Below are 18,161 nucleotides of genomic sequence, written 5' to 3' on the forward strand. Positions count from 1 at the left end.
ATCACGCCTATGAAGAAATCACCGTCGTGGCTCGCGACCGCCACCCTCGTCATCGTTGGCATGCTCCTCTCATCGATCTTCACGATCGGTGCGACAACCGGCCTCGGTCTCATGTTCTGGGGAGCGCCCGGTGAGGCCTCGCGCAGCAAGGCGCAGTCGGGGACCCCGGCTGAAAGGGTCGGCCACGGTGGTGACGTTGTCGAGGACTCGTGGGTCGATACCGCCCGCGTTATCGCGCCGAGCACGGTTTCGATTCGCGTTGATACCGGCAACGGCGGTTCCGAAGGCACGGGCATTGTGTACAACGGCAAGGGCACGATCGTGACGAATGCGCACGTGGTCGCGGGCGCGATCCTCATTAACGTGACAACCTCCGATGGGCGGACGTTCGATGCGACCCTCATCGGTTCGGATGAAAGCACCGACATCGCACTCGTTCGCCTCTCCAACCCGCCGAAGGACCTCACCCCGGCGACGTTCGCGGATTCCTCCGCCCTTACGGTGGGGCAGGATGTCATGGCGATGGGCACGCCTCTCGGTCTCGCGAACACGGCGACGACCGGCATCGTTTCGGCGCTCAACCGCCCCGTTGTTACGCGCCCGGAGCGCAGCGAAAACCAAGACCCCTCGACCGCGTCGTACACGTCAGCGATCCAGACCGATGCCTCGGTGAACCCCGGTAACTCGGGCGGCCCGCTCGTCAACCGCGCCGGCGAGGTGATCGGCATTAACTCTTCGATCGCGTCGAACGCGTCGAAGAGCGAGGGAGCGGGCAGTATTGGTCTCGGGTTCGCGATCCCCTCAAACACCGTGAAGCTCATCGCGGAACAGCTTGCGAAAGGTGGCAAGGCTAAGCACGCATTCCTCGGTGTGCGCATCAAGGACGGCGAAGCCAACACGGGGTCAGCCGTGGTTCAGGGCGCCCACGTCGTCGAGGTGACTGCGGATAGCGCCGCGGCCAAGGCCGGAATCGCCAATGCGGATCTCGTGACCAAGGTCGACGACGTTCAGATCGGCTCCTCGTCGGCGCTGACCGCGTACGTGCGCAGTCTCGAGGTGGGCAGCACCCACACGTTTACCGTGCTGCGCGATGGGAAAGAGCGGACCGTCGATATCACGCTTCAGGGGAGCTAAGCGCCTCGAGGGCGCGCACGATCGGGCGGGTTTTGGCGAGCGCTTCTGCGTGCTCCGTGAGCGGATCGGAGTCGCTCACGAGCCCGCCGCCGGCTTGCACCGTGAGCGTAGTGGCGCCCACGTGGGCCATGCGCAGGGCGATGGCAAGCTCGCCGTCGCCGTCCGCGCCGATCCACCCGACGGGGGAGGCGTAGCCGGCGCGGTCAACGCGCTCGAGGCGCGCGATGACTTCGTTCGCGACCGAAAGTGGTGTGCCCGAGACGGCTGCGGACGGGTGTAGCGCCCCCGCGATCTCGAGAATCCCGAGGCCCTCGGGCGCGACGCCCCGAATGTCGGTCGCCAGGTGCTCGATTCCGGGCACATGCAGCACAAAGGGGCCTTCCGACGACGCCAGGCGCACGCCGAGCCTTTCGAGCGGTTCGCGCACCGAGCGTGCTGCGAAATCGTGTTCGGAGCGCTCTTTGGGGTCGTGGAGGAACGCCTCTCGCTCCTCGGCGCTCAGTTCCTCGTCCCCGCTCACGGGCCGCGATCCCGCGAGAACGCGCGAGAACACGGTCGAGCCCTCTGTGCGCACGAGCATCTCGGGGGAGGCGCCCACAATGTCGTCGAGTGCGAATGTCCACGCGGTGGGGTAGCGGCGGCTGAGATGGGCGGCGAGCGCTGGCACGAGGCTTGTCGCCTCGAGTGCGCCGAGGTCGATCTCGAATCGCTCCGAAAGCACGATCTTTTCGGCCACGCCGTCGTCAATCTCCTGGACGGCTTCTTTGACGAGCCCGCGGTAGGCCTCGCCCGAATGCGCGGGTCGCATTGCGCGCGGGGCAACCGTCGGGGACTTTCCGGCCTGAAAAAACGCGAGGACCTGCTCGGCTGAGGTGGGGGAGGTTCCGACGGCTGTTTCGTTTTCGGTGCTCACGGTCGTGAGGAAGACGCATCCGTCGACGGAGCCGAGCAGGTAGCGGGGAATCACGAGGCGTGAGGGGCGCGAGGATCCGGGGGAGTAGGAGAATGACGCGAAGGCCACGAGGCCGCTCCCGCGGAGATTGGCGAGGTCTTCTACCTCGGCATTGTCGCTCACGGCGCGAAACGCACGCGCGAGTGCATCGAAACGGTCGGCACCAGTGGCCTCGAGCCTTGCGGCCTCACCGATTCCGATGAGGCCCCCCGATCCGTGGAGCCATAGCGCGCTTGGGTCCTCGGGAATGCGCTCGGCGATGGTGACGGGGCTGTCAAGCTGGACCGATCGCACAGAAAAACGTGGGGGATCTACCGGGGGATGGGCGTCAGGGGCTAATAAGATGGGCATGATGTCCACATTATTGCGCACCGTTTGTTTTGCTCTCGCACCTACCGCGGTTTCTACGACCAGCCAGGGGCCGCGATGAGGCGAAACGACGCGACCCCAATCTTCCTCGGAGTCACGGCCGCCGCAATCGCTTTTACGATCAACCTTTCGATCGTTGCCGTCCCGGTGCTCGTTGCGCATGGCTTCAACACCCTTACTCAGGCGAGCACGCTCGATGCCGTGATTGTGTCGCTGTGCCTCGTGGTGCTCGGGCACGGCGGCGCGCTGTCGCTTAAGGATGTGGGGATCGATGGCACGGTGGTGCTCCCGCCGCTTGGGTTGACGCTCGTGTTCGCGCTCGTGTGTGGCGCGGCGATGTTGCGCACTGGTCGCTCATTGACACTCACGGAGACCTCGGGAGCTCTCAAACGCGGTGCGCTCACGGCGCTCGGGCTGATCCTTGCGGGCTTTGGAATTTCGTACGCGCTTATGGCGACAGTTGCCTCTCTGCTTGCCCGCACTCCGGGCGTTCAGCCCGTGACGGTGAGCGCTGCCGTGAGTGCACTCGCGCTTTCGGTGATCGCCGGTGCTGCCGGCCTCATGGCGTCGCTCGTGCGGCGCAAGAGCGGCACGGCGCCGCGCGTGGGACTGCTCGCGCTCGTGCCGGAGAAGTACGCAGCGGCGCTGCGCTCGATCGGCGTGCTTGTACTTGGGCTTTTCGGCGGCGCGACAGTTGCCCTAACGGTGTGGATGGTGATTCGCCGTGACGCGATTATTCATCTTCATCGGGGCCTCGAACCGGATTTTTTTGGCACGGTTGCGCTCGTGCTTGCGGCCCTTGCCTTCTTCCCCACCATGCTCGTGTGGATGGTGGCGTTCGTGAGCGCGGGGACGGTAACGCTCGGCCCTCACACGCACACGTCGTTTGAGGGATCGCTGACGGGGGTACTGCCCGCGTTTCCGATTCTCGGCGCGGTCCCTGAGCCGGGCCACTTTTCGCCGTGGGTGTGGGCCTTTCTTCTGATACCGATCTTCGCCTCGATCGCCGCCTCTGTAGTCCTTGCCCGTCAGACCCGTGATTTCGACGTTCGCGCAAAAGCCACATCCTGGCTCACGTACGCGATCGGCGCCCTGATCGTTCTCGCGGTGCTGTTTTTGCTCGGAAGCGGGACAATCGGCACGGCTCAACTCGCGCACGTGGGCCCGCGGCTCACGACTCTCGTGCTTCCCGTGGCACTTCTCGTGTCCGTGCCTGCCGTTCTCATTGCGGGATGGAGCCAAACGGGTCTCGACACCTGGGTTTTCTCGCAGTTCCGCGCGGGGCGTGCCCGCGTGAGGGAGGGAACGGCCGCTCTTCGCGCACGGGTTGAAGAAGCCGAATCGAAAGATGAGGGCGCGGAAAGCGGTGGGGGTGACGCCGCCGAGAGCGCGGCAGACTCATCGAGCGAAGGCTCCGAGAGGAGCGAGGACTCGGACGGTGAGAGCATCAAGGCCGACGCCGTTGAAGACACGCTCGAGAGCGAGGAGAAACCCGAGCGCGCAGTGAGTGCCGCAGACGAGGGCGGCGAGGCGCAGAGCGCACCCTCCCCTTCGCGCGAGTCAGACTAGAGGTGCAGCCACTCGAGGATCGCGCCCGGTAGGTCCTTGCCGCACGACGACACTGCCGCGTTGGTGAGCGCGGAATCGAGGCACTCCTGGTACTGGGTCATCGGGCCGTAAAACACGAGCGACACAAGCGCGAGACCGATGACCACGATTGAGGCGGGGATCCCGAAGGCTGCCGTGACACTCGCTGAACGCCGGGCTGGCGTCGGCCACGCCACGATCAAAAGGCGCACGAGGAACACGAGGGCGCCGATGCCCGCGGGGCCCGCGAGCAGGCTAAAGGGCAGGGGGAGGAGAGTCGCACCCCACGCGAGGATCATGCACGTCGCGGCAAGCAGGAGTGCACGAGAGAACGCTTGCTGACGCTCGGGGGTGAAAGCTGGCTGGCCCTGCTGGGGGTTCGGTTCGGAAGTCACGAATTCCATTGTGCCGCATGGGCGCCTACCGGAACCTACACGCGCCCCGGGCGCGAGCCCCGCTACTGTTAAGACATGAACGATTTCACGTGCGTCGTGTTCATTTCTGGAACGGGGAGCAATCTTCGAGCGGTCCTTGAAGCAATCGAGAAAGGGGCGCTAGCTGGCGTGAAGGTCGCCGCCGTCATCGCTGACGTCGACGCCCCCGGGTTGAGCTTCGCGCGCGATCGCGGGATTCCCGCGCATATTGTTCCGCTCGCCGATTACTCCACGCGCGAGGACTGGAACCGCGCACTCGTCGACTGCACCGCACATTACGCCCCCGACCTCGTCGTGCTCGCGGGGTTCATGCGTTTGCTCGGAGCCCCCATGCTCGAAGCCTTCCGGGGGCGCATCATCAACACTCACCCGGCGCTCCTTCCCGCTTTCCCGGGCGCCCACGGGGTGCGCGACGCCCTCAACTACGGCGTGAAGGTGACGGGTGCGACGGTTATCGACGTCGATGAGGGGGTCGATACCGGCGCAATCATCGATCAGCGCGCCCTCACCATTCGGCCGGGTGAAAGCGAAGAAGACCTTCACGAGCGGATTAAGGTCATCGAACGCGAGATGCTCGTGGACGTCATCGCGCGCCGAGCTCGCAACGAATAAACGCCGCGACAGCTCAACGTCACACCGCGTTCACGTGGACGCGATAGGTTTAAAAGGCAAACTGCCCGACCACACCACGACGAAGGAGCCCCGCATGTCCAAGCGTGCCGTCACGCGCGCCCTGGTCTCTGTATACGACAAGACTGGTCTCATCGAGCTCGCGACCGGTCTCCATGCGAACGGCGTCGAGATCGTTTCGACCGGCTCCACCGCGAAGGCGATCGCCGAGGCAGGAATCCCCGTGACGGCCGTGGAGAACGTGACGGGCTTTCCCGAAATTCTCGACGGCCGCGTGAAAACCCTCCACCCGAAGATCCACGGTGGTCTTCTCGCCGACCGCGACAAACCCTCGCACGTCGCCGCGCTCGAGGAGCATGCGATCGCCCCGATCGACCTGCTCGTGTGCAACCTCTATCCCTTCGAGGACACCGTCGCGAGCGGCGCATCGTTCGACGACATCGTCGAAAAGATCGACATTGGCGGCCCCGCAATGGTGCGCAGCGCCGCAAAAAACTTCTCCACATGCGCCGTGGTGACAAGCATCGAACAGTACGACCTGGTCGAAGGCGCTGTCGCCGACGGTGGCTTCACACGCGAAGAACGCCTCGTTCTGGCCGCAGACGCCTTCTCGCGCATCGCCGAATACGACGCCGCTATCGAGGAATGGATGGCGGCCCGCGCCGACGAAGCCCTCGGCGTCGATCCCGAAGACGAGGACCTCACGCCGCTTCGCTACGGCGAAAACTCGCACCAGCGGGCCTTCCTTGATTCGAGCCGATCGCTATTCGAAGATTCGACGACCCTTGCCGAAGCGGAACCGCTTGGCGGCAAGGCGATGAGCTACAACAACTACGTCGATGCCGATGCCGCGCTGCGCGCCGCCTTCGACCACCCCGAGCCGTGCGTCGCGATCATCAAGCACAACAACCCGTGCGGCATCGCCATCGCCTCCGAAGATGCCGACATCGCCGATGCATACACGAAGGCCCACGCAACCGACCCGGTATCCGCTTTCGGTGGCGTGATCGCCGCGAACCGCCCCGTGAGCCTCGACATGGCACAGCGCGTCAGCGAGGTCTTCACCGAGGTTATCGTCGCCCCCGGCTACGAGGACGGCGCACTCGACGCTCTCAAAGCGAAGAAAAACCTGCGCATTCTCGAGATCTCCGGTGCGCCCCGCACTGATTCCACCCTCGACGGCCGCGAGATATGGGGCGGCGTGCTCTACCAGGAGCCCGACCGCTACCAGGCGCCGGGCGACGACCCCGCGAACTGGGAGCTCGTGTGCGGTGAGCCGGCCTCGGCCGCAACCCTCGCCGACCTCGCCTTCGCATGGCGCGCCGTGCGGGCACCCCGTTCAAACGCGATTCTGCTCGCGAAAGACGGCGCGGCCGTCGGCGTAGGCATGGGTCAGGTGAACCGCGTTGACGCGTGCCGCCTTGCGGTGGAGCGCGCCAACACGCTCGGCGACGAGGGCGAGGAGCGCGCACGCGGCGCGGTGGCGGCGTCCGACGCCTTCTTCCCCTTCGCTGACGGCCCCGAACAACTCATCGACGCGGGCGTGAGCGCCATCGTGCAGCCCGGAGGGTCGATCCGCGATAAGGAGGTGATCGAGGCATGCAAGAGCGCGGGAATCACCATGTACATGACGGGAACTCGCCACTTCGCGCACTGATCGCCTTTATCGCGCGGATTTTTGGCAAGCGCACCGAAGCAGAGCAGCCGTCGGAACCTTCCACCGACCCCGCCCCAGCGCCAGTCGATCCCAGCCCCGAGACCCCAACCCCCGCCCCCACGAGCGAAAGACGAGCGATGAAAAAAGGCAAGAAAGCCCCCGTGCCCGAACTCGATCTCAACGGCGAACTGCCGCACAGCAGCAACCTTCGCGAATTTATCGAGCACCTTCGCGAACTCGGCTACACCGTTGCCGATGGCCACTCGCCCGATCCTGACCTGATCGACCCGCACGGCAACCCCGTGTACACGTGGCAGGAGGGCTACCCCTACGAGACACGCATGGAGCGCGACGAGTACGAGCGCGAGAAGTATTTCCTACAGGTCGAGCTGCTCAAGCTCCAGTACTGGCTCGAGGACGCGAAGAAGAAAGCGATCATCATTTTTGAGGGGCGCGATGCTGCCGGTAAGGGCGGCACGATCAAGCGCTTCACCGAGCACCTCAACCCGCGCATGGCGCGAGTCGTCGCCCTCAACAAGCCGACCGAGCGAGAAAAGGGTCAGTGGTACTTCCAGCGCTACGTCGAGCATCTGCCGACCGAAGGCGAAATGGTGCTGTTCGATCGCTCGTGGTATAACCGTGCCGGTGTCGAGCGCGTCATGGGCTTCGCGAGCGATGAGGAATACGAAACCTTCATGAACCAGGTGCCGCACTTCGAGCGCATGCTCGTCGACTCTGGCATCCACGTCACGAAGTTCTGGTTCTCAGTTTCGCAAAAGGAACAGCGCACCCGCTTCGCGATCCGCCAGCTCGATCCGGTCCGCCAATGGAAGCTTTCGCCCATGGACCTCGAATCGCTCGACCGCTGGGAGGCGTACGGTGCGGCAAAGGAAGAAATGTTCCGCCGCACCGACAAGAAGTATGCGCCGTGGACGATCATCCGCTCGAACGACAAGAAGCGCGCTCGCATCAACGCGATGAAGTACTTCCTCTCGCAGTTCGAATACGAGGGGAAGGACCACGAGGTCGTCGGCACGCCCGATCCGCTGCTCGTGATGCGCGGAAAGAACGAAGAAGCCGACGAATAGCTCGCTAAGCGGGGGCGGCCCGAGCTAAAGCTCGAGGTCGTCCTCGGCGATCGGGTCAGAGGCGATCGGGTCAGAACTGTCGAGCGCAGGGATCGCCCCCGTTGCGGTTGCCCTGTACGGCTGGGTCATGCGCGCCGGCGTAAGGATCTCATCGAGGTGCCCCTCGCTCACGAGGCCGCGCTCGAGTACGATCTCGCGCACAGACTTGCCCGTGTGGAGGGCCTGCGAGGCAATTTCAGATGATGCCGAGTAGCCGATCACGGGCACGAGCGCGGTGACAATCCCGATCGAGCGCTCGAGGTTGCCCGCGAGAACGTCCTCGTTCACGGTGATGCCTTCGATGCAGCGCGTCGTGAGTGTGCGCATTGCTCGGGTCATGATGCGGGTCGACGTGAGGATGTTGTAGGCGATCACCGGCTCGAAGGCATTGAGCTGAAGCTGTCCGCCTTCTGCGGCGAGCGTGACCGTGAGGTCGTTTCCGATCACCTGGAAGGCCACTTGATTGACGACCTCCGGGATCACGGGATTGACCTTGCCCGGCATGATGGAGCTGCCCGGCTGGACCGCGGGAAGGTCGATCTCATTGAAGCCTGCGCGGGGACCGGAGGAGAGCAGACGCAGGTCGTTGCAGATCTTCGAGATTTTTACCGCGATCCGCTTGAGCACGCCCGAAAAGGTGACGAACGCGCCCGTGTCGCTCGTGGCCTCCACGAGGTCGGCGGCGAGCGTGAACTCCGTTCCCGTGATCCGCGTGAGCTCCTCAACGACGAGCGAGGCATACTTCGGGTCGGTCGTAATGCCCGTGCCGATCGCGGTCGCACCCATGTTGATTTCCCGGAAGAATCGGGCGGTTCGCGTGAGACGCTCGACGTCCTCGCTCACTGTCGTCGCCCATGCGTGGAACTCCTGCCCCACGGTCATCGGGACAGCGTCTTGCATTTGCGTGCGCCCCATTTTGAGCACGTGCTCGAACTCGGCACCTTTGGCTCGCAGGGCCTCGATCAGGCCCTGCATCGCGTCGGCAAGATCGGGGAAGCTCAAGAGGATCGCGAGGCGCACCGCCGTTGGGTAGACGTCGTTGGTGGACTGCCCGAAGTTCACGTCGTTGTTCGGGTGGAGGTATTCGTACTCGCCCCGTTCGTGCCCGAGGATTTCGAGGCCGCGGTTCGCGATGACCTCGTTGGCGTTCATGTTGGTGCTCGTGCCCGCACCGCCCTGGATGAGGTCGACGACGAAGTGCTCGTGATGCTCTCCGTTTTCGATCTCGGTGCAAGCCTGGGCGATCGCATCGGCCTTGGTCTTTTCGAGGCCGCCGAGTCGCTGGTTGGTGCGGGCCGCCGCGTGCTTGACATACGCGAGTGCCGTGACGAGCGAGGGGAAGTGGTTCAGGCGGAAATCGGAAATGTGAAAGTTCTCGAGCGCCCTGAGGGTCTGGACACCGTAGAGGGCGTCGGCGGGTACTTCGCGGTCTCCGAGGAGGTCATGCTCGATGCGCACGGCGGTCATGGGGTGGTTCACGTCCTTGTGGTGGGTTGGTAGCGGTGGTGCTTCATTGCGGTGCATGGGGTGCGACACCACTAGCGTAACCACGTCGGGCTACGATGGTTGCGTGAATCGATCCCCCTATTCCCTCGGCGCCGCTGTGCACCGCCAGCGACTTTTGCTGGTGACGCTGGGCATTGTCTTTTTCGTGGTGCTACCGATCGGGGTCTTTTTTTCTGTCCCGACCGCCGGATACGCGCTCTCGGCGCTGCTGTTTGCTCTCGCCGTGGTGCGGCTCATCCTGCCCGTGGATGCTCTCGGAGCGCTCGTGGTGAGGCGCCGGTCGATCGATGTCGCGACGATTCTCGTCCTCGCCATTCTCGTTTGTGTGCTTTCGTCGAGCCCCGGTCTCTGAGCGGTGGATTAGTCGCCGAAATCGACGCGCCCCGTATCGAGGTTGTACATCGCGTGGGCAAGCGCGAGCTCGCCCGACTCGTGCGCCGCGCGTATGAGCGGGGAACGCACGCACACTTCCGTTTTCGCTGCGGCGGTATTCACGGCAGCGGCGTCCGTGGGCGTGTCTGCCCCGGGAAGGGGAGGTTCTCCGACGGTGGCGTGGCGAGCGTCGGACCCCAAACGCCGCGAAATCTGCTCGGCAAGCGCATTGAGGTGCCCGGGGAGAAGGACGAGTGACGTCCCGCTGGCGCGCTCTTCCATGAGGGATTCGGCCGCGGCGACAGCCCCGCAGTTGTCGTGGCCGAGGACGAGGATCAGCGGAACAGCGAGCTTATGCACCGCGAACTCCAGCGACGCAAGGACGGCGTTTTCCACCATCTGTCCAGCGGAACGCACAACAAAGAGATCGCCGAGCCCGCAGTCGAACACAATCTCGGGCGGGACCCGCGAATCGGCGCACGCGAGGATCGCCGCGAACGGTGCTTGACCCGAGGACAGGTCGAGGCGTCGATCCTCGTCGCTATTCGGGTGACGGGTCGTTCCGCTCGCAAATCGAGCGTTGCCTTCGCGCAGGCGTGCGAGTGCAGCGCGAGCGTCGATCGATGTGTGTGTCATTCGCTGATCCTTTCCGTGCACGGCCTGCGAGCGTGTGCCACGATATGAGTGTGAGCACTTCCCTGACCCGTCTGCACCAGGTATTCGAACTCGCCATGCGCATTGGCGAGGTCATGATTTCCAACGGTGCCGCGGCGGCCGACGTGACCGCGACAATGCTACGCGTGACGGCCTCCTCCGGCATTCGAAATGTGTCGGTGCAGACGACTCTTACGGAAGTGTCGGTTTCCTACTACCCGGACACGCATTCGGCACCGTTCACGCGCATCAGCACCGCGGGCGGCTACACGTACGACTTCACGAAACTCGACCGCGTCGACGAGATCACCACGAAATACGTGAAGGGCGAGATGGATCTTCACGAGGCGCTCCTCGCGGTTGATCGCGTGCGCTCAATGAAGCGGTATTACGGGCCGATCGTGACTACCCTCGCGTGGGTGCTCATGGGTGGCGCGTGCGCGATGTTCTTCGGCGCGGGGATTCTTGTGACGGCCTTTGCGGCTTTCGCGGCGGGCGTGTTGTGGCAGGTCTACATTCTGTTCGACAAGCTGCGGCTTCCCGTGTTTTATGCGCAAATCGCGGGGGGATTCATCGTGGTGCTCATTTCCCTCGTCGTGAACTGGCTGGACCCGACGGCGAATTCGTCGCTCGTCGTTGTCGCGTGTCTCGTCATGGTGCTTGCGGGCTCGACGTCGGTCGGAGCGATGCAGGACGCGATCACGGGATGGTACGTGACTGCCGCGGGGCGATTGCTCGAGACGTTCATGCTGACCGTGGGCGCTGTCATCGGTATTCGTGGCGGCATGCTCATTGCCGAGTGGGTCGGTGCTGACATCTCGATCACGTCGACGATTCCGGCCACCCTGATTTCGACGCTCCTCGTGGCGATTGCGGGAGCGTTCATCGGGCTCGGTTTCGCCGTAGGTTTCCAAGTCCCGCCGCGGCTTTTGCACTGGGTGACGCTCCTGCCGGGCTTCACGACAACGACATCGTTCCTCATCGAGGTAGCGGGTCTCGAGCGCGCGTGGGCTACCGGCATTACCGCGTTCTTCACTGGCGTGTTCGCGGTCGCCATTTCGCAACATGCAAAGGCATACGTGAACATCCTCATCGCCCCTGCGATCATCACGATGGTGCCTGGCTCGGTTATTTATCGAGGCCTCCTGGGACTGAGCGACGGGAGCAACACGGGTGCCGGCTATCTCTTGCTTGCGTGTGAGATCGCCATTGCGATCTCGGCGGGCGTGATCCTCGGCGAGCTCGTGGCGAGCCGCGCAGTGACGCTCCTTGCGAGCGGGCGCGTGCGCGTGCCCGCAATTTCACAGCCGTTTAGCACCAATCGGCGCCGCCGCATGGTGACCTTCAGGCGTCGCCGTAAGCCCGGCGCTCTCACCACGGCGATTCCAGTCGTTCACCTCGATCCCGGCGAACTCGACCCCACGATCGATCTCGAGGCCGGCCCGGAATGGCGCGAGGATGTCGACAACCTTCAGCCGGAAGCGCGCGAATCGGGATTCGAGATTGTTGAAATGGACCCCGAAGACGTCGGGATGCCGGCCATCCGCTCCGACGAGAGCGCAGATGAGGACGTGCGTAGCGTCGAGCACCTCTAGACTTGGGGCATGACTGAACTGCATGCTGCTCCCCGTGACATTGAGGCAATCGACAAGGTTGCTCGCGAGTTTCGCGAGGCCTTTGGCGGCGATCCGGAAGGCGTGTTTTCTGCACCCGGCCGAGTGAACATCATCGGTGAGCACGTCGATTATCAGCAGGGTCTGTGTGTCCCAATGGCGATCTCGCATCGCTGCTTCGTCGCGGCACGCCGCACTGACGCTGGCGTCGTGCGGATGCGGTCCGTGCAGTCAGGCGAGACGGTCGAGACGCCCGTTGCGACTCTCGCCCCGGGGTCCGTCGAAGGGTGGGCCTCCTACGTCGCGGGGGTCGTGTGGGCGCTCGCGGAACACTTCGAGGACGCAACGCCGTGCGGCTTCGACCTCTTGATCGATGGCTACGTTCCCCTCGGCGCCGGCCTCAGCTCGAGCGCAGCCCTCGAATGCGCGGTCGCGGCGGCGATCGATGAGCTGTGCGAGCTCGGGACCACTCCCCACGACCGTATTCGCGCGGCGATCAAGGCGGAAACGCAGTTCGCTGGTGCGGCAACCGGCGGGCTCGATCAGTCGGCTTCGATCCTGTGCGAGGAGGGGCACGCCATCGTTCTCGATTGCCGAGACTTTTCGACGACGTCTGTCCCGTGGGATCTCGCGGGACAGGGCCTCGAGCTGCTCATTATCGACACGCGGGCTCCTCACAGCCTCGTGGGTGGCGAGTACGCGGAGCGCAGAGCGCAAGCGGAAGCGGGGGCGCGTGCGCTCGGCGTGGACAGCCTTCGTGACGTGTCGTTCGAAGGGGCTTTGGATGCGTGCGAGGGCCTCACCGATCCCATTGTGCGCAAGCGTAGCCGCCACATCATTCACGAGATCGAGCGCGTGCGCGAGTTTGCCGCGGCACTCGAGGCGGGCTCGATCCGCGACAACCTCGAGAAGATTGCCGGCCTCCTCAACGCCTCGCACGATTCACTTCGGGATGACTACGAGGTCACCGTCCCCGAGCTCGACGTCGCCGTCGATGCGGCACGCGCAGCGGGGGCGCACGGTGCGCGCATGACCGGCGGCGGCTTTGGCGGGAGCGTGATCGCTCTTGTCGATGCGGACCGGGTCGAGGCCGTCGCGGACGCGGTGGCACACGCATTCGCCGAGCATTCGTTCGCCGCCCCGGCGTTCTTCCTCGCAACGCCGAGCCGCGGCGCCGGCCGAGACCGCTAAGACGCGCTCAGGCCGCGCCTTCGTACCACTCGCGCACGCGCGCGAGCTGCGATGCCTTGAGCGCGTCGCTCATGCGCGAGGCGCGGATTGATCCGGCGGCGAGAACGGCGATTTCCCGATCGCTCATGCCCATTGCGCGCACGGCTTCGTATTGGGCGAGAAGGCGCGAACCGAAGAGGAGCGGGTCGTCCGCGCCGAGGGCGATCGTGGCACCGGAGCGTGCGAGCTGCGGTACGGGCACATCGCTGATATCGCCATACACGCCGAGAGAAACGTTCGACGCCGGGCATACCTCGAGGGCAATGTCACGCTCCACGAGTGTGTCGAGGAGCCGAGGATCCTCGATCGCGCGCACGCCGTGGCCGAGGCGCGTGGGCCTCAACGCCTCGACGACCTCGTGGATGTGCGGCGGGCCGAGGAGCTCGCCACCGTGGGGCATCGCGGCGAGGCCCCCGTTGTGCGCAATTCTGAACGCACCCGCGAACGCACTCGTATTGCCGCGCCGCTCGTCGTTGGACAGCCCGAATCCGATCACGGTGCCCGCGTACTTGACGGCAAGGCGAGCGAGGATGCGGGCATCGAGCGGGTGGCGCATGCGGCTCGCCGCGACGATGATCCCCATTGAGATTCCGAGGTCGCGCTCGATCGCGCGGGCTTCATCCACGATGATCTCGATTGCGGGGGTGATGCCGCCCACGAACGGCGCGTAACTCGTGGGATCAATTTGCAGCTCGAGCCGTACGGAGCCCTCGGCGAGATCATCCTCGGCGGCCTCGCGAAGGAGGCGGCGCATAATCGTCTCGCTGTTGACGACGGTGCGTGCGGCGTCGTAGAAACGCTGGAAGCGGAACCAGCCACGCGCGCTCGGCTCGACCTTGAGCGCGGTCTGTTCCGTGAGCGTGCGCGGCAACCGCAAGTTCTGTGCGGCCGCGAGCTCCTGCAGCGTGTCGTGACGCATCGAGCCCGTGAAGTGCAGGTGCAGGTGCGCCTTGGGCAGCGCGCGCAGGTCTCGCTTGCCTTCGCGATTGGGGTGTGGATTTCCGACGGTTGCCATGGCCTAGCCGAGCACTTTCTGAAGTCGAGCAACGCCCTTCGCCAGGTCGGCGTCGGAAAGTGCATAGCTGAGGCGGAGGTGACCCGGCGCATCGAAAGCCTCCCCGGGCACGAGTGCGACCTTGGCGCGCTCGAGGATGAGTGCGGCGAGTTCGGCCGACGTGGTGACGCGCGTACCGTCGATCTCGCGCCCCAGCAGGCCCGTCACGTCGGGGAAGGCGTAGAACGCCCCGCGCGGAGTCGGCAGCGTGAGACCTTCGATCTCGCTGAGCATGTCGACCATTGTGCGGCGTCGCCGATCGAATGCTTCACGCATTGTGTCGAGCGGTTCGGTGGGGCCCGTCAGCGCGGCGATGGCGGCGCGCTGGGCAACGTTGTTGACGTTCGAGGTCAGGTGGCTTTGGAGCCGCGCAACGCCCTGGGCGATGTCCGGCGGAGCGATCAACCAGCCGACGCGCCAGCCGGTCATGGCGAACGTCTTGGCGACGCCGTTGACGAGAACCGTGCGGTCCTCGAGCTCGGGCACCACGTCAAGGATCGAATGGAACGTCGCGCCGTCATAAACAAGGTGCTGGTAAATCTCATCGGAGAGCACCCACAGATCGTTCTCGAGTGCCCACCGCCCGAACTCTTCCACCTGAGCGCGGCTCATGACCGCACCCGTAGGGTTCGACGGCGAGCACAGCAGCACGACCTTCGAACGCGGCGTGCGGGCGGCCTCGAGCTGCTCGATCGAGGGGATATAGCCCTGGTTGGCGCCCGCGCGCACGGCGACGGGAACTCCGCCCGCAAGCCGAACTGCCTCCGGATACGTTGTCCAGTAGGGCGCTGGCAGGATGGCTTCATCGCCCGGATCGAGGAGAGCTGCGAGTGCTTCGTATACGGCCTGCTTCCCGCCGTTGGTGACGATGATGCGTGAGGCATCGACGCGAACGCGGTCGCTCTCAAAGGTCTGGTGCGCGATCGCCTCCTTGAGCTCTGGAAGGCCGGTCGCGGGGGAGTAGCGGTGATTCTTTGGATCGCGAGCGGCGGCGATCGCAGCCTCGACGATGTGCTCGGGCGTGGGGAAATCCGGCTCGCCAGCGCCGAAGCCTATGACGTCTTCTCCTTGCGCGGCGAGAGCCTTCGCCTTCGCGTCAACGGCGAGAGTGGCCGACTCAGCGATCGATGTGAGGCGCGCAGAAAGGCGCCGTTCGTGCGGTGTGGAGGTGGAGTCATCGAAGCTCATAGATTCGATCTTGTCAGAAAAAGCAGAGCGTCGCGTGAAACCCGTGCGTCACGCGCCCGCAAAGGACGCTAGCGCCTGATTCAAGCCGAGTGCGTCACACAATCGCGATAAGGGCCCTCGTGACTAGACCGCGGCGTTCAATTGCCCTATGATCGTATCTGGCCCTTTTTGAGGGCTTCGCTCCTCGGGCAGTGCTCGTGAAGCACAGGGCAGTGGCGCAATTGGTAGCGCAACGGTCTCCAAAACCGTAGGTTGCAGGTTCGAGTCCTGTCTGCCCTGCTTTTTCTTTAAGCGGTAATCCCCAGCGCCCGATCGACACGTTGCCGACGTCGAGATGGAGAAGGAAAACGATGAGCGTTCACCCCGAGACCGACCCCACTCGTGACGACTTCGAGCAAGAGTCGACCATCGGCACGAAGAACCCCTTCAAGGCGTGCTGGATCTTCCTCCAGCAGGTTTTCACGGAACTGCGCAAGGTTGTCACGCCGACCGGTCGCGAAATGGTCACCTACACGATTGCGGTTGTCGCGTTCGTCGTGTTCATGATCCTTCTCGTGTTCGGCATGGACTTCGTGTTCGGCTCGCTCACGCGCGCACTGTTCACGGCGCACTGAGATTTTCGAGAGTAAGGAAACGATACTCGTGGCAGAAGATATGCACGACGACCTCGCAAACGAGGCCCTCGACACCACCCCGGAAATGGCCGACGCCCCCGAGAGCGGCGAAGCTCCCGAAAACGCAGCGCCCGCGGAGGAAGCCGAGGGCGCAGAGGCCCCCGCCGTTCTCGACGAAAACTCCGAGAGCGCGGTTGAGGATCCGGTCGTGGCCCTCAAGCGTCACCTGCGTTCCGCACCCGGCGAGTGGTACGTCATCCACTCCTACTCGGGTCACGAAAACCGTGTGAAGACCCAGCTGCTCACGCGCACCGAAACCCAGGACATGGAGGATTACATCTTCCAGGTCGAGGTGCCCATGGAGGATGCGACCGAGGTCAAGAACGGCCAAAAGAAGATCGTGCGCCGCGTGCGCATTCCCGGTTACGTGTACGTGCGCATGGATCTCACCGAAGCTTCGTGGCGCGTGGTGCGTGACACCCCGGGCGTGACCGGTTTTGTGGGAAACAGCACCGATCCTGTACCTCTCTCGTTCGATGAGATTTACTCTCTGTTGGCGCCGTCGGTCAACCTCCCCGAGAAGAAGAAGTCCTCTTCTTCCAAGGCCAAGGAAAAGGCCATCCCGGCGTTCGAGGTGGGCGAGTCCGTCACCGTCATGGACGGCCCCTTCGAAACGATGCCCGCCACGATCGCGGACATCGACAACACCAACCAGAAACTTCGGGTTCTCGTGTCGATCTTCGGCCGCGAGACCCCGCTCGAGTTGGGCTTCGAGCAGGTCGCCAAGATCTGAAAACGCCCGCCCGCACTCGCGGGACTGTAGTGGGAGGGTGCCGAACGGTATCCGCCCGAACCACGACAAGAAGGAAGAGCAATGGCTCCCAAGAAAAAGGTCGCGAGCATTATCAAGCTCCAGATCCAGGCTGGACAGGCGACGCCTGCCCCGCCGATCGGCCCGGCACTCGGTGCCGCCGGTGTGAACATCGTTGAGTTCACCAAGGCCTACAACGCCGCCACCGAAAGCCAGCGCGGCAACATCGTCCCGGTTGAGATCACCGTGTACGAGGATCGCTCGTTCACGTTCATCACCAAGACTCCGCCCGCTGCACGCCTCCTCCTCAAGGCCGCAGGCCTTGACAAGGGCTCACCCGTGCCCCACACCCAGAAGGTGGGCAAGGTGACCATGGAGCAGGTCAAGGAGATCGCGCAGACCAAGATGCCCGATCTCAACGCAAACGATATTGACGCCGCCGCGAAGATCGTGGCTGGAACCGCGCGTTCCATGGGCATCACGGTGGAGGGCTGATCCAAATGGCAAAGAAATCAAAGGCATTCCAGGACGCCGCCGCACTCATTGAGGAAGGCCGCCACTACGCGCCCCTCGATGCCGTGCGCATCGTCAAGAAGTCCGGCTCCAAGAAGACCGACTCGACCGTTGAGGTCGCCATGCGCCTGAGCGTTGACCCCCGCAAGGCGGACCAGATGGTGCGCGGCACCGTCAACCTCCCGCACGGCACCGGTAAGACCGCCCGCGTCATCGTGTTCGCGACCGGCCCCCAGGCCGAGGCAGCACGCGCCGCAGGCGCCGACGAGGTCGGCGACGACGACCTCATCGAGAAGGTTGCAGGCGGCTGGACCGACTTCGACACCGCCGTGGCAACCCCGAACCTCATGGGTAAGGTGGGCCGTCTCGGTCGCGTGCTTGGTCCCCGTGGCCTCATGCCGAACCCCAAGACCGGCACCGTCACGATGGACACCGCGAAGGCTGTCAGCGACATCAAGGGCGGCAAGATCGACTTCCGCGTTGACCGTGCTGCCAACCTTCACTTCATCATCGGCAAGGCCTCGTTCAGCGAGAAGCAGCTCGTGGAGAACTACGTTGCAGCTCTCGAGGAGATTCTGCGCCTCAAGCCGGCGAGCTCGAAGGGCCGCTACATCTCGAAGGTCACGATGTCCACGACCTTCGGTCCCGGTGTTCCGATCGACGTGAACCGTACGCGTAACCTCACCGAGGAGACCGACGAGGCCTGAGCCTCGAAG

Annotated in this window: 18 protein-coding genes and 1 tRNA gene; 13 read left to right on the forward strand and 6 right to left on the reverse strand. The window is 64.4% G+C overall.

Annotated features, from left to right (window positions below; translation table 11 throughout):
* Positions 1-9: 9 nt before the first annotated feature.
* A complete protein-coding gene (locus DEHOM01_RS00790; protein WP_061211079.1) occupies positions 10-1,134 on the forward strand; it encodes a S1C family serine protease in 1,125 nt (374 codons plus the stop codon).
* Here the strand turns inward: DEHOM01_RS00790 and DEHOM01_RS00795 are convergent.
* Positions 1,115-2,380 carry an isochorismate synthase gene (locus tag DEHOM01_RS00795; RefSeq protein WP_061211080.1) on the reverse strand — a complete coding sequence of 422 codons (1,266 nt, stop codon included), beginning with the start codon at positions 2,378-2,380 and terminating at the stop codon, positions 1,115-1,117. The genes DEHOM01_RS00790 and DEHOM01_RS00795 overlap by 20 nt on opposite strands.
* A 132-nt stretch (positions 2,381-2,512) precedes the next feature.
* Between DEHOM01_RS00795 and DEHOM01_RS00800 the strand changes: the two genes are divergently transcribed.
* Positions 2,513-4,024 (forward strand): cell division protein PerM, encoded by a 1,512-nt coding sequence (locus DEHOM01_RS00800; protein WP_061211081.1) that lies wholly within the window; start codon positions 2,513-2,515, stop codon positions 4,022-4,024.
* On the opposite strand, the gene DEHOM01_RS00805 is transcribed toward DEHOM01_RS00800, so the two are convergent.
* A complete protein-coding gene (locus DEHOM01_RS00805) occupies positions 4,021-4,437 on the reverse strand; it encodes a hypothetical protein (RefSeq protein WP_101686725.1) in 417 nt (138 codons plus the stop codon). The two genes, DEHOM01_RS00800 and DEHOM01_RS00805, sit on opposite strands and share 4 nt — an antisense overlap.
* 75 nt (positions 4,438-4,512) lie before the next feature.
* On the opposite strand from DEHOM01_RS00805, the gene purN reads away from it, so the two are divergent.
* The 3 genes from purN to ppk2 all read left to right on the forward strand — a co-directional run bounded on the left by purN (position 4,513) and on the right by ppk2 (position 7,851).
* The gene (gene purN, locus DEHOM01_RS00810; RefSeq protein ID WP_061211083.1) at positions 4,513-5,088 is read left to right on the forward strand and encodes a phosphoribosylglycinamide formyltransferase; all 576 of its coding nucleotides are present in this window, start codon (positions 4,513-4,515) and stop codon (positions 5,086-5,088) included.
* A 94-nt stretch (positions 5,089-5,182) separates the two neighbouring features.
* On the forward strand, positions 5,183-6,763 hold the full coding sequence (gene purH, locus DEHOM01_RS00815; RefSeq protein ID WP_061211084.1) for a bifunctional phosphoribosylaminoimidazolecarboxamide formyltransferase/IMP cyclohydrolase: 1,581 nt from the start codon (positions 5,183-5,185) through the stop codon (positions 6,761-6,763).
* Between the two features lie 137 nt (positions 6,764-6,900).
* Positions 6,901-7,851 carry a polyphosphate kinase 2 gene (ppk2, locus tag DEHOM01_RS00820; RefSeq protein WP_051120632.1) on the forward strand — a complete coding sequence of 317 codons (951 nt, stop codon included), beginning with the start codon at positions 6,901-6,903 and terminating at the stop codon, positions 7,849-7,851.
* Between the two features lie 24 nt (positions 7,852-7,875).
* On the opposite strand, the gene DEHOM01_RS00825 is transcribed toward ppk2, so the two are convergent.
* On the reverse strand, positions 7,876-9,357 hold the full coding sequence (locus DEHOM01_RS00825; protein ID WP_167346637.1) for an aspartate ammonia-lyase: 1,482 nt from the start codon (positions 9,355-9,357) through the stop codon (positions 7,876-7,878).
* 103 nt (positions 9,358-9,460) lie between these two features.
* Between DEHOM01_RS00825 and DEHOM01_RS00830 the strand changes: the two genes are divergently transcribed.
* Positions 9,461-9,748 carry a DUF3017 domain-containing protein gene (locus DEHOM01_RS00830; RefSeq protein WP_061211085.1) on the forward strand — a complete coding sequence of 96 codons (288 nt, stop codon included), beginning with the start codon at positions 9,461-9,463 and terminating at the stop codon, positions 9,746-9,748.
* Positions 9,749-9,756: 8 nt separating this feature from the next.
* Here DEHOM01_RS00830 and DEHOM01_RS00835 read toward each other — a convergent pair whose 3' ends face one another.
* Positions 9,757-10,404 (reverse strand): carbonic anhydrase, encoded by a 648-nt coding sequence (locus DEHOM01_RS00835; RefSeq protein WP_061211086.1) that lies wholly within the window; start codon positions 10,402-10,404, stop codon positions 9,757-9,759.
* A gap of 50 nt (positions 10,405-10,454) precedes the next feature.
* Between DEHOM01_RS00835 and DEHOM01_RS00840 the strand changes: the two genes are divergently transcribed.
* Together DEHOM01_RS00840 and galK are read left to right on the forward strand one after the other, a co-directional pair.
* Complete coding sequence (locus DEHOM01_RS00840; RefSeq protein ID WP_061211087.1) at positions 10,455-12,017, forward strand: threonine/serine exporter family protein; 1,563 nt, start codon at positions 10,455-10,457, stop codon at positions 12,015-12,017.
* A gap of 9 nt (positions 12,018-12,026) precedes the next feature.
* Entirely contained in the window at positions 12,027-13,226 is a 1,200-nt protein-coding gene (galK, locus tag DEHOM01_RS00845) for a galactokinase (RefSeq protein WP_061211088.1), read from the forward strand.
* 7 nt (positions 13,227-13,233) lie between these two features.
* On the opposite strand, the gene DEHOM01_RS00850 is transcribed toward galK, so the two are convergent.
* Positions 13,234-14,280: an adenosine deaminase gene (locus tag DEHOM01_RS00850; RefSeq protein ID WP_061211089.1), complete on the reverse strand. Its 1,047-nt coding sequence runs from the start codon at positions 14,278-14,280 to the stop codon at positions 13,234-13,236.
* 3 nt (positions 14,281-14,283) lie between these two features.
* Positions 14,284-15,507: a pyridoxal phosphate-dependent aminotransferase gene (locus DEHOM01_RS00855; protein ID WP_061211090.1), complete on the reverse strand. Its 1,224-nt coding sequence runs from the start codon at positions 15,505-15,507 to the stop codon at positions 14,284-14,286.
* Between the two features lie 206 nt (positions 15,508-15,713).
* On the opposite strand from DEHOM01_RS00855, the gene DEHOM01_RS00860 reads away from it, so the two are divergent.
* The 5 genes from DEHOM01_RS00860 (at position 15,714) to rplA (ending at position 18,152) form a co-directional block, all read left to right on the forward strand.
* A tRNA-Trp gene (locus DEHOM01_RS00860) sits at positions 15,714-15,786 on the forward strand.
* Positions 15,787-15,857: 71 nt separating this feature from the next.
* The gene (secE, locus tag DEHOM01_RS00865) at positions 15,858-16,121 is read left to right on the forward strand and encodes a preprotein translocase subunit SecE (RefSeq protein ID WP_061211091.1); all 264 of its coding nucleotides are present in this window, start codon (positions 15,858-15,860) and stop codon (positions 16,119-16,121) included.
* A gap of 28 nt (positions 16,122-16,149) precedes the next feature.
* A complete protein-coding gene (gene nusG, locus DEHOM01_RS00870; RefSeq protein ID WP_174519423.1) occupies positions 16,150-16,914 on the forward strand; it encodes a transcription termination/antitermination protein NusG in 765 nt (254 codons plus the stop codon).
* 81 nt (positions 16,915-16,995) lie between these two features.
* Positions 16,996-17,427, forward strand: a complete 432-nt coding sequence (gene rplK / locus DEHOM01_RS00875) for a 50S ribosomal protein L11 (protein ID WP_016664000.1) — start codon at positions 16,996-16,998, stop codon at positions 17,425-17,427.
* Between the two features lie 5 nt (positions 17,428-17,432).
* On the forward strand, positions 17,433-18,152 hold the full coding sequence (gene rplA / locus DEHOM01_RS00880; protein ID WP_061211092.1) for a 50S ribosomal protein L1: 720 nt from the start codon (positions 17,433-17,435) through the stop codon (positions 18,150-18,152).
* The last annotated feature ends 9 nt before the right edge of the window (positions 18,153-18,161 follow it).

This window comes from Dermabacter hominis NBRC 106157, from assembly GCF_001570785.1.
Lineage (GTDB): Bacteria > Actinomycetota > Actinomycetes > Actinomycetales > Dermabacteraceae > Dermabacter > Dermabacter hominis.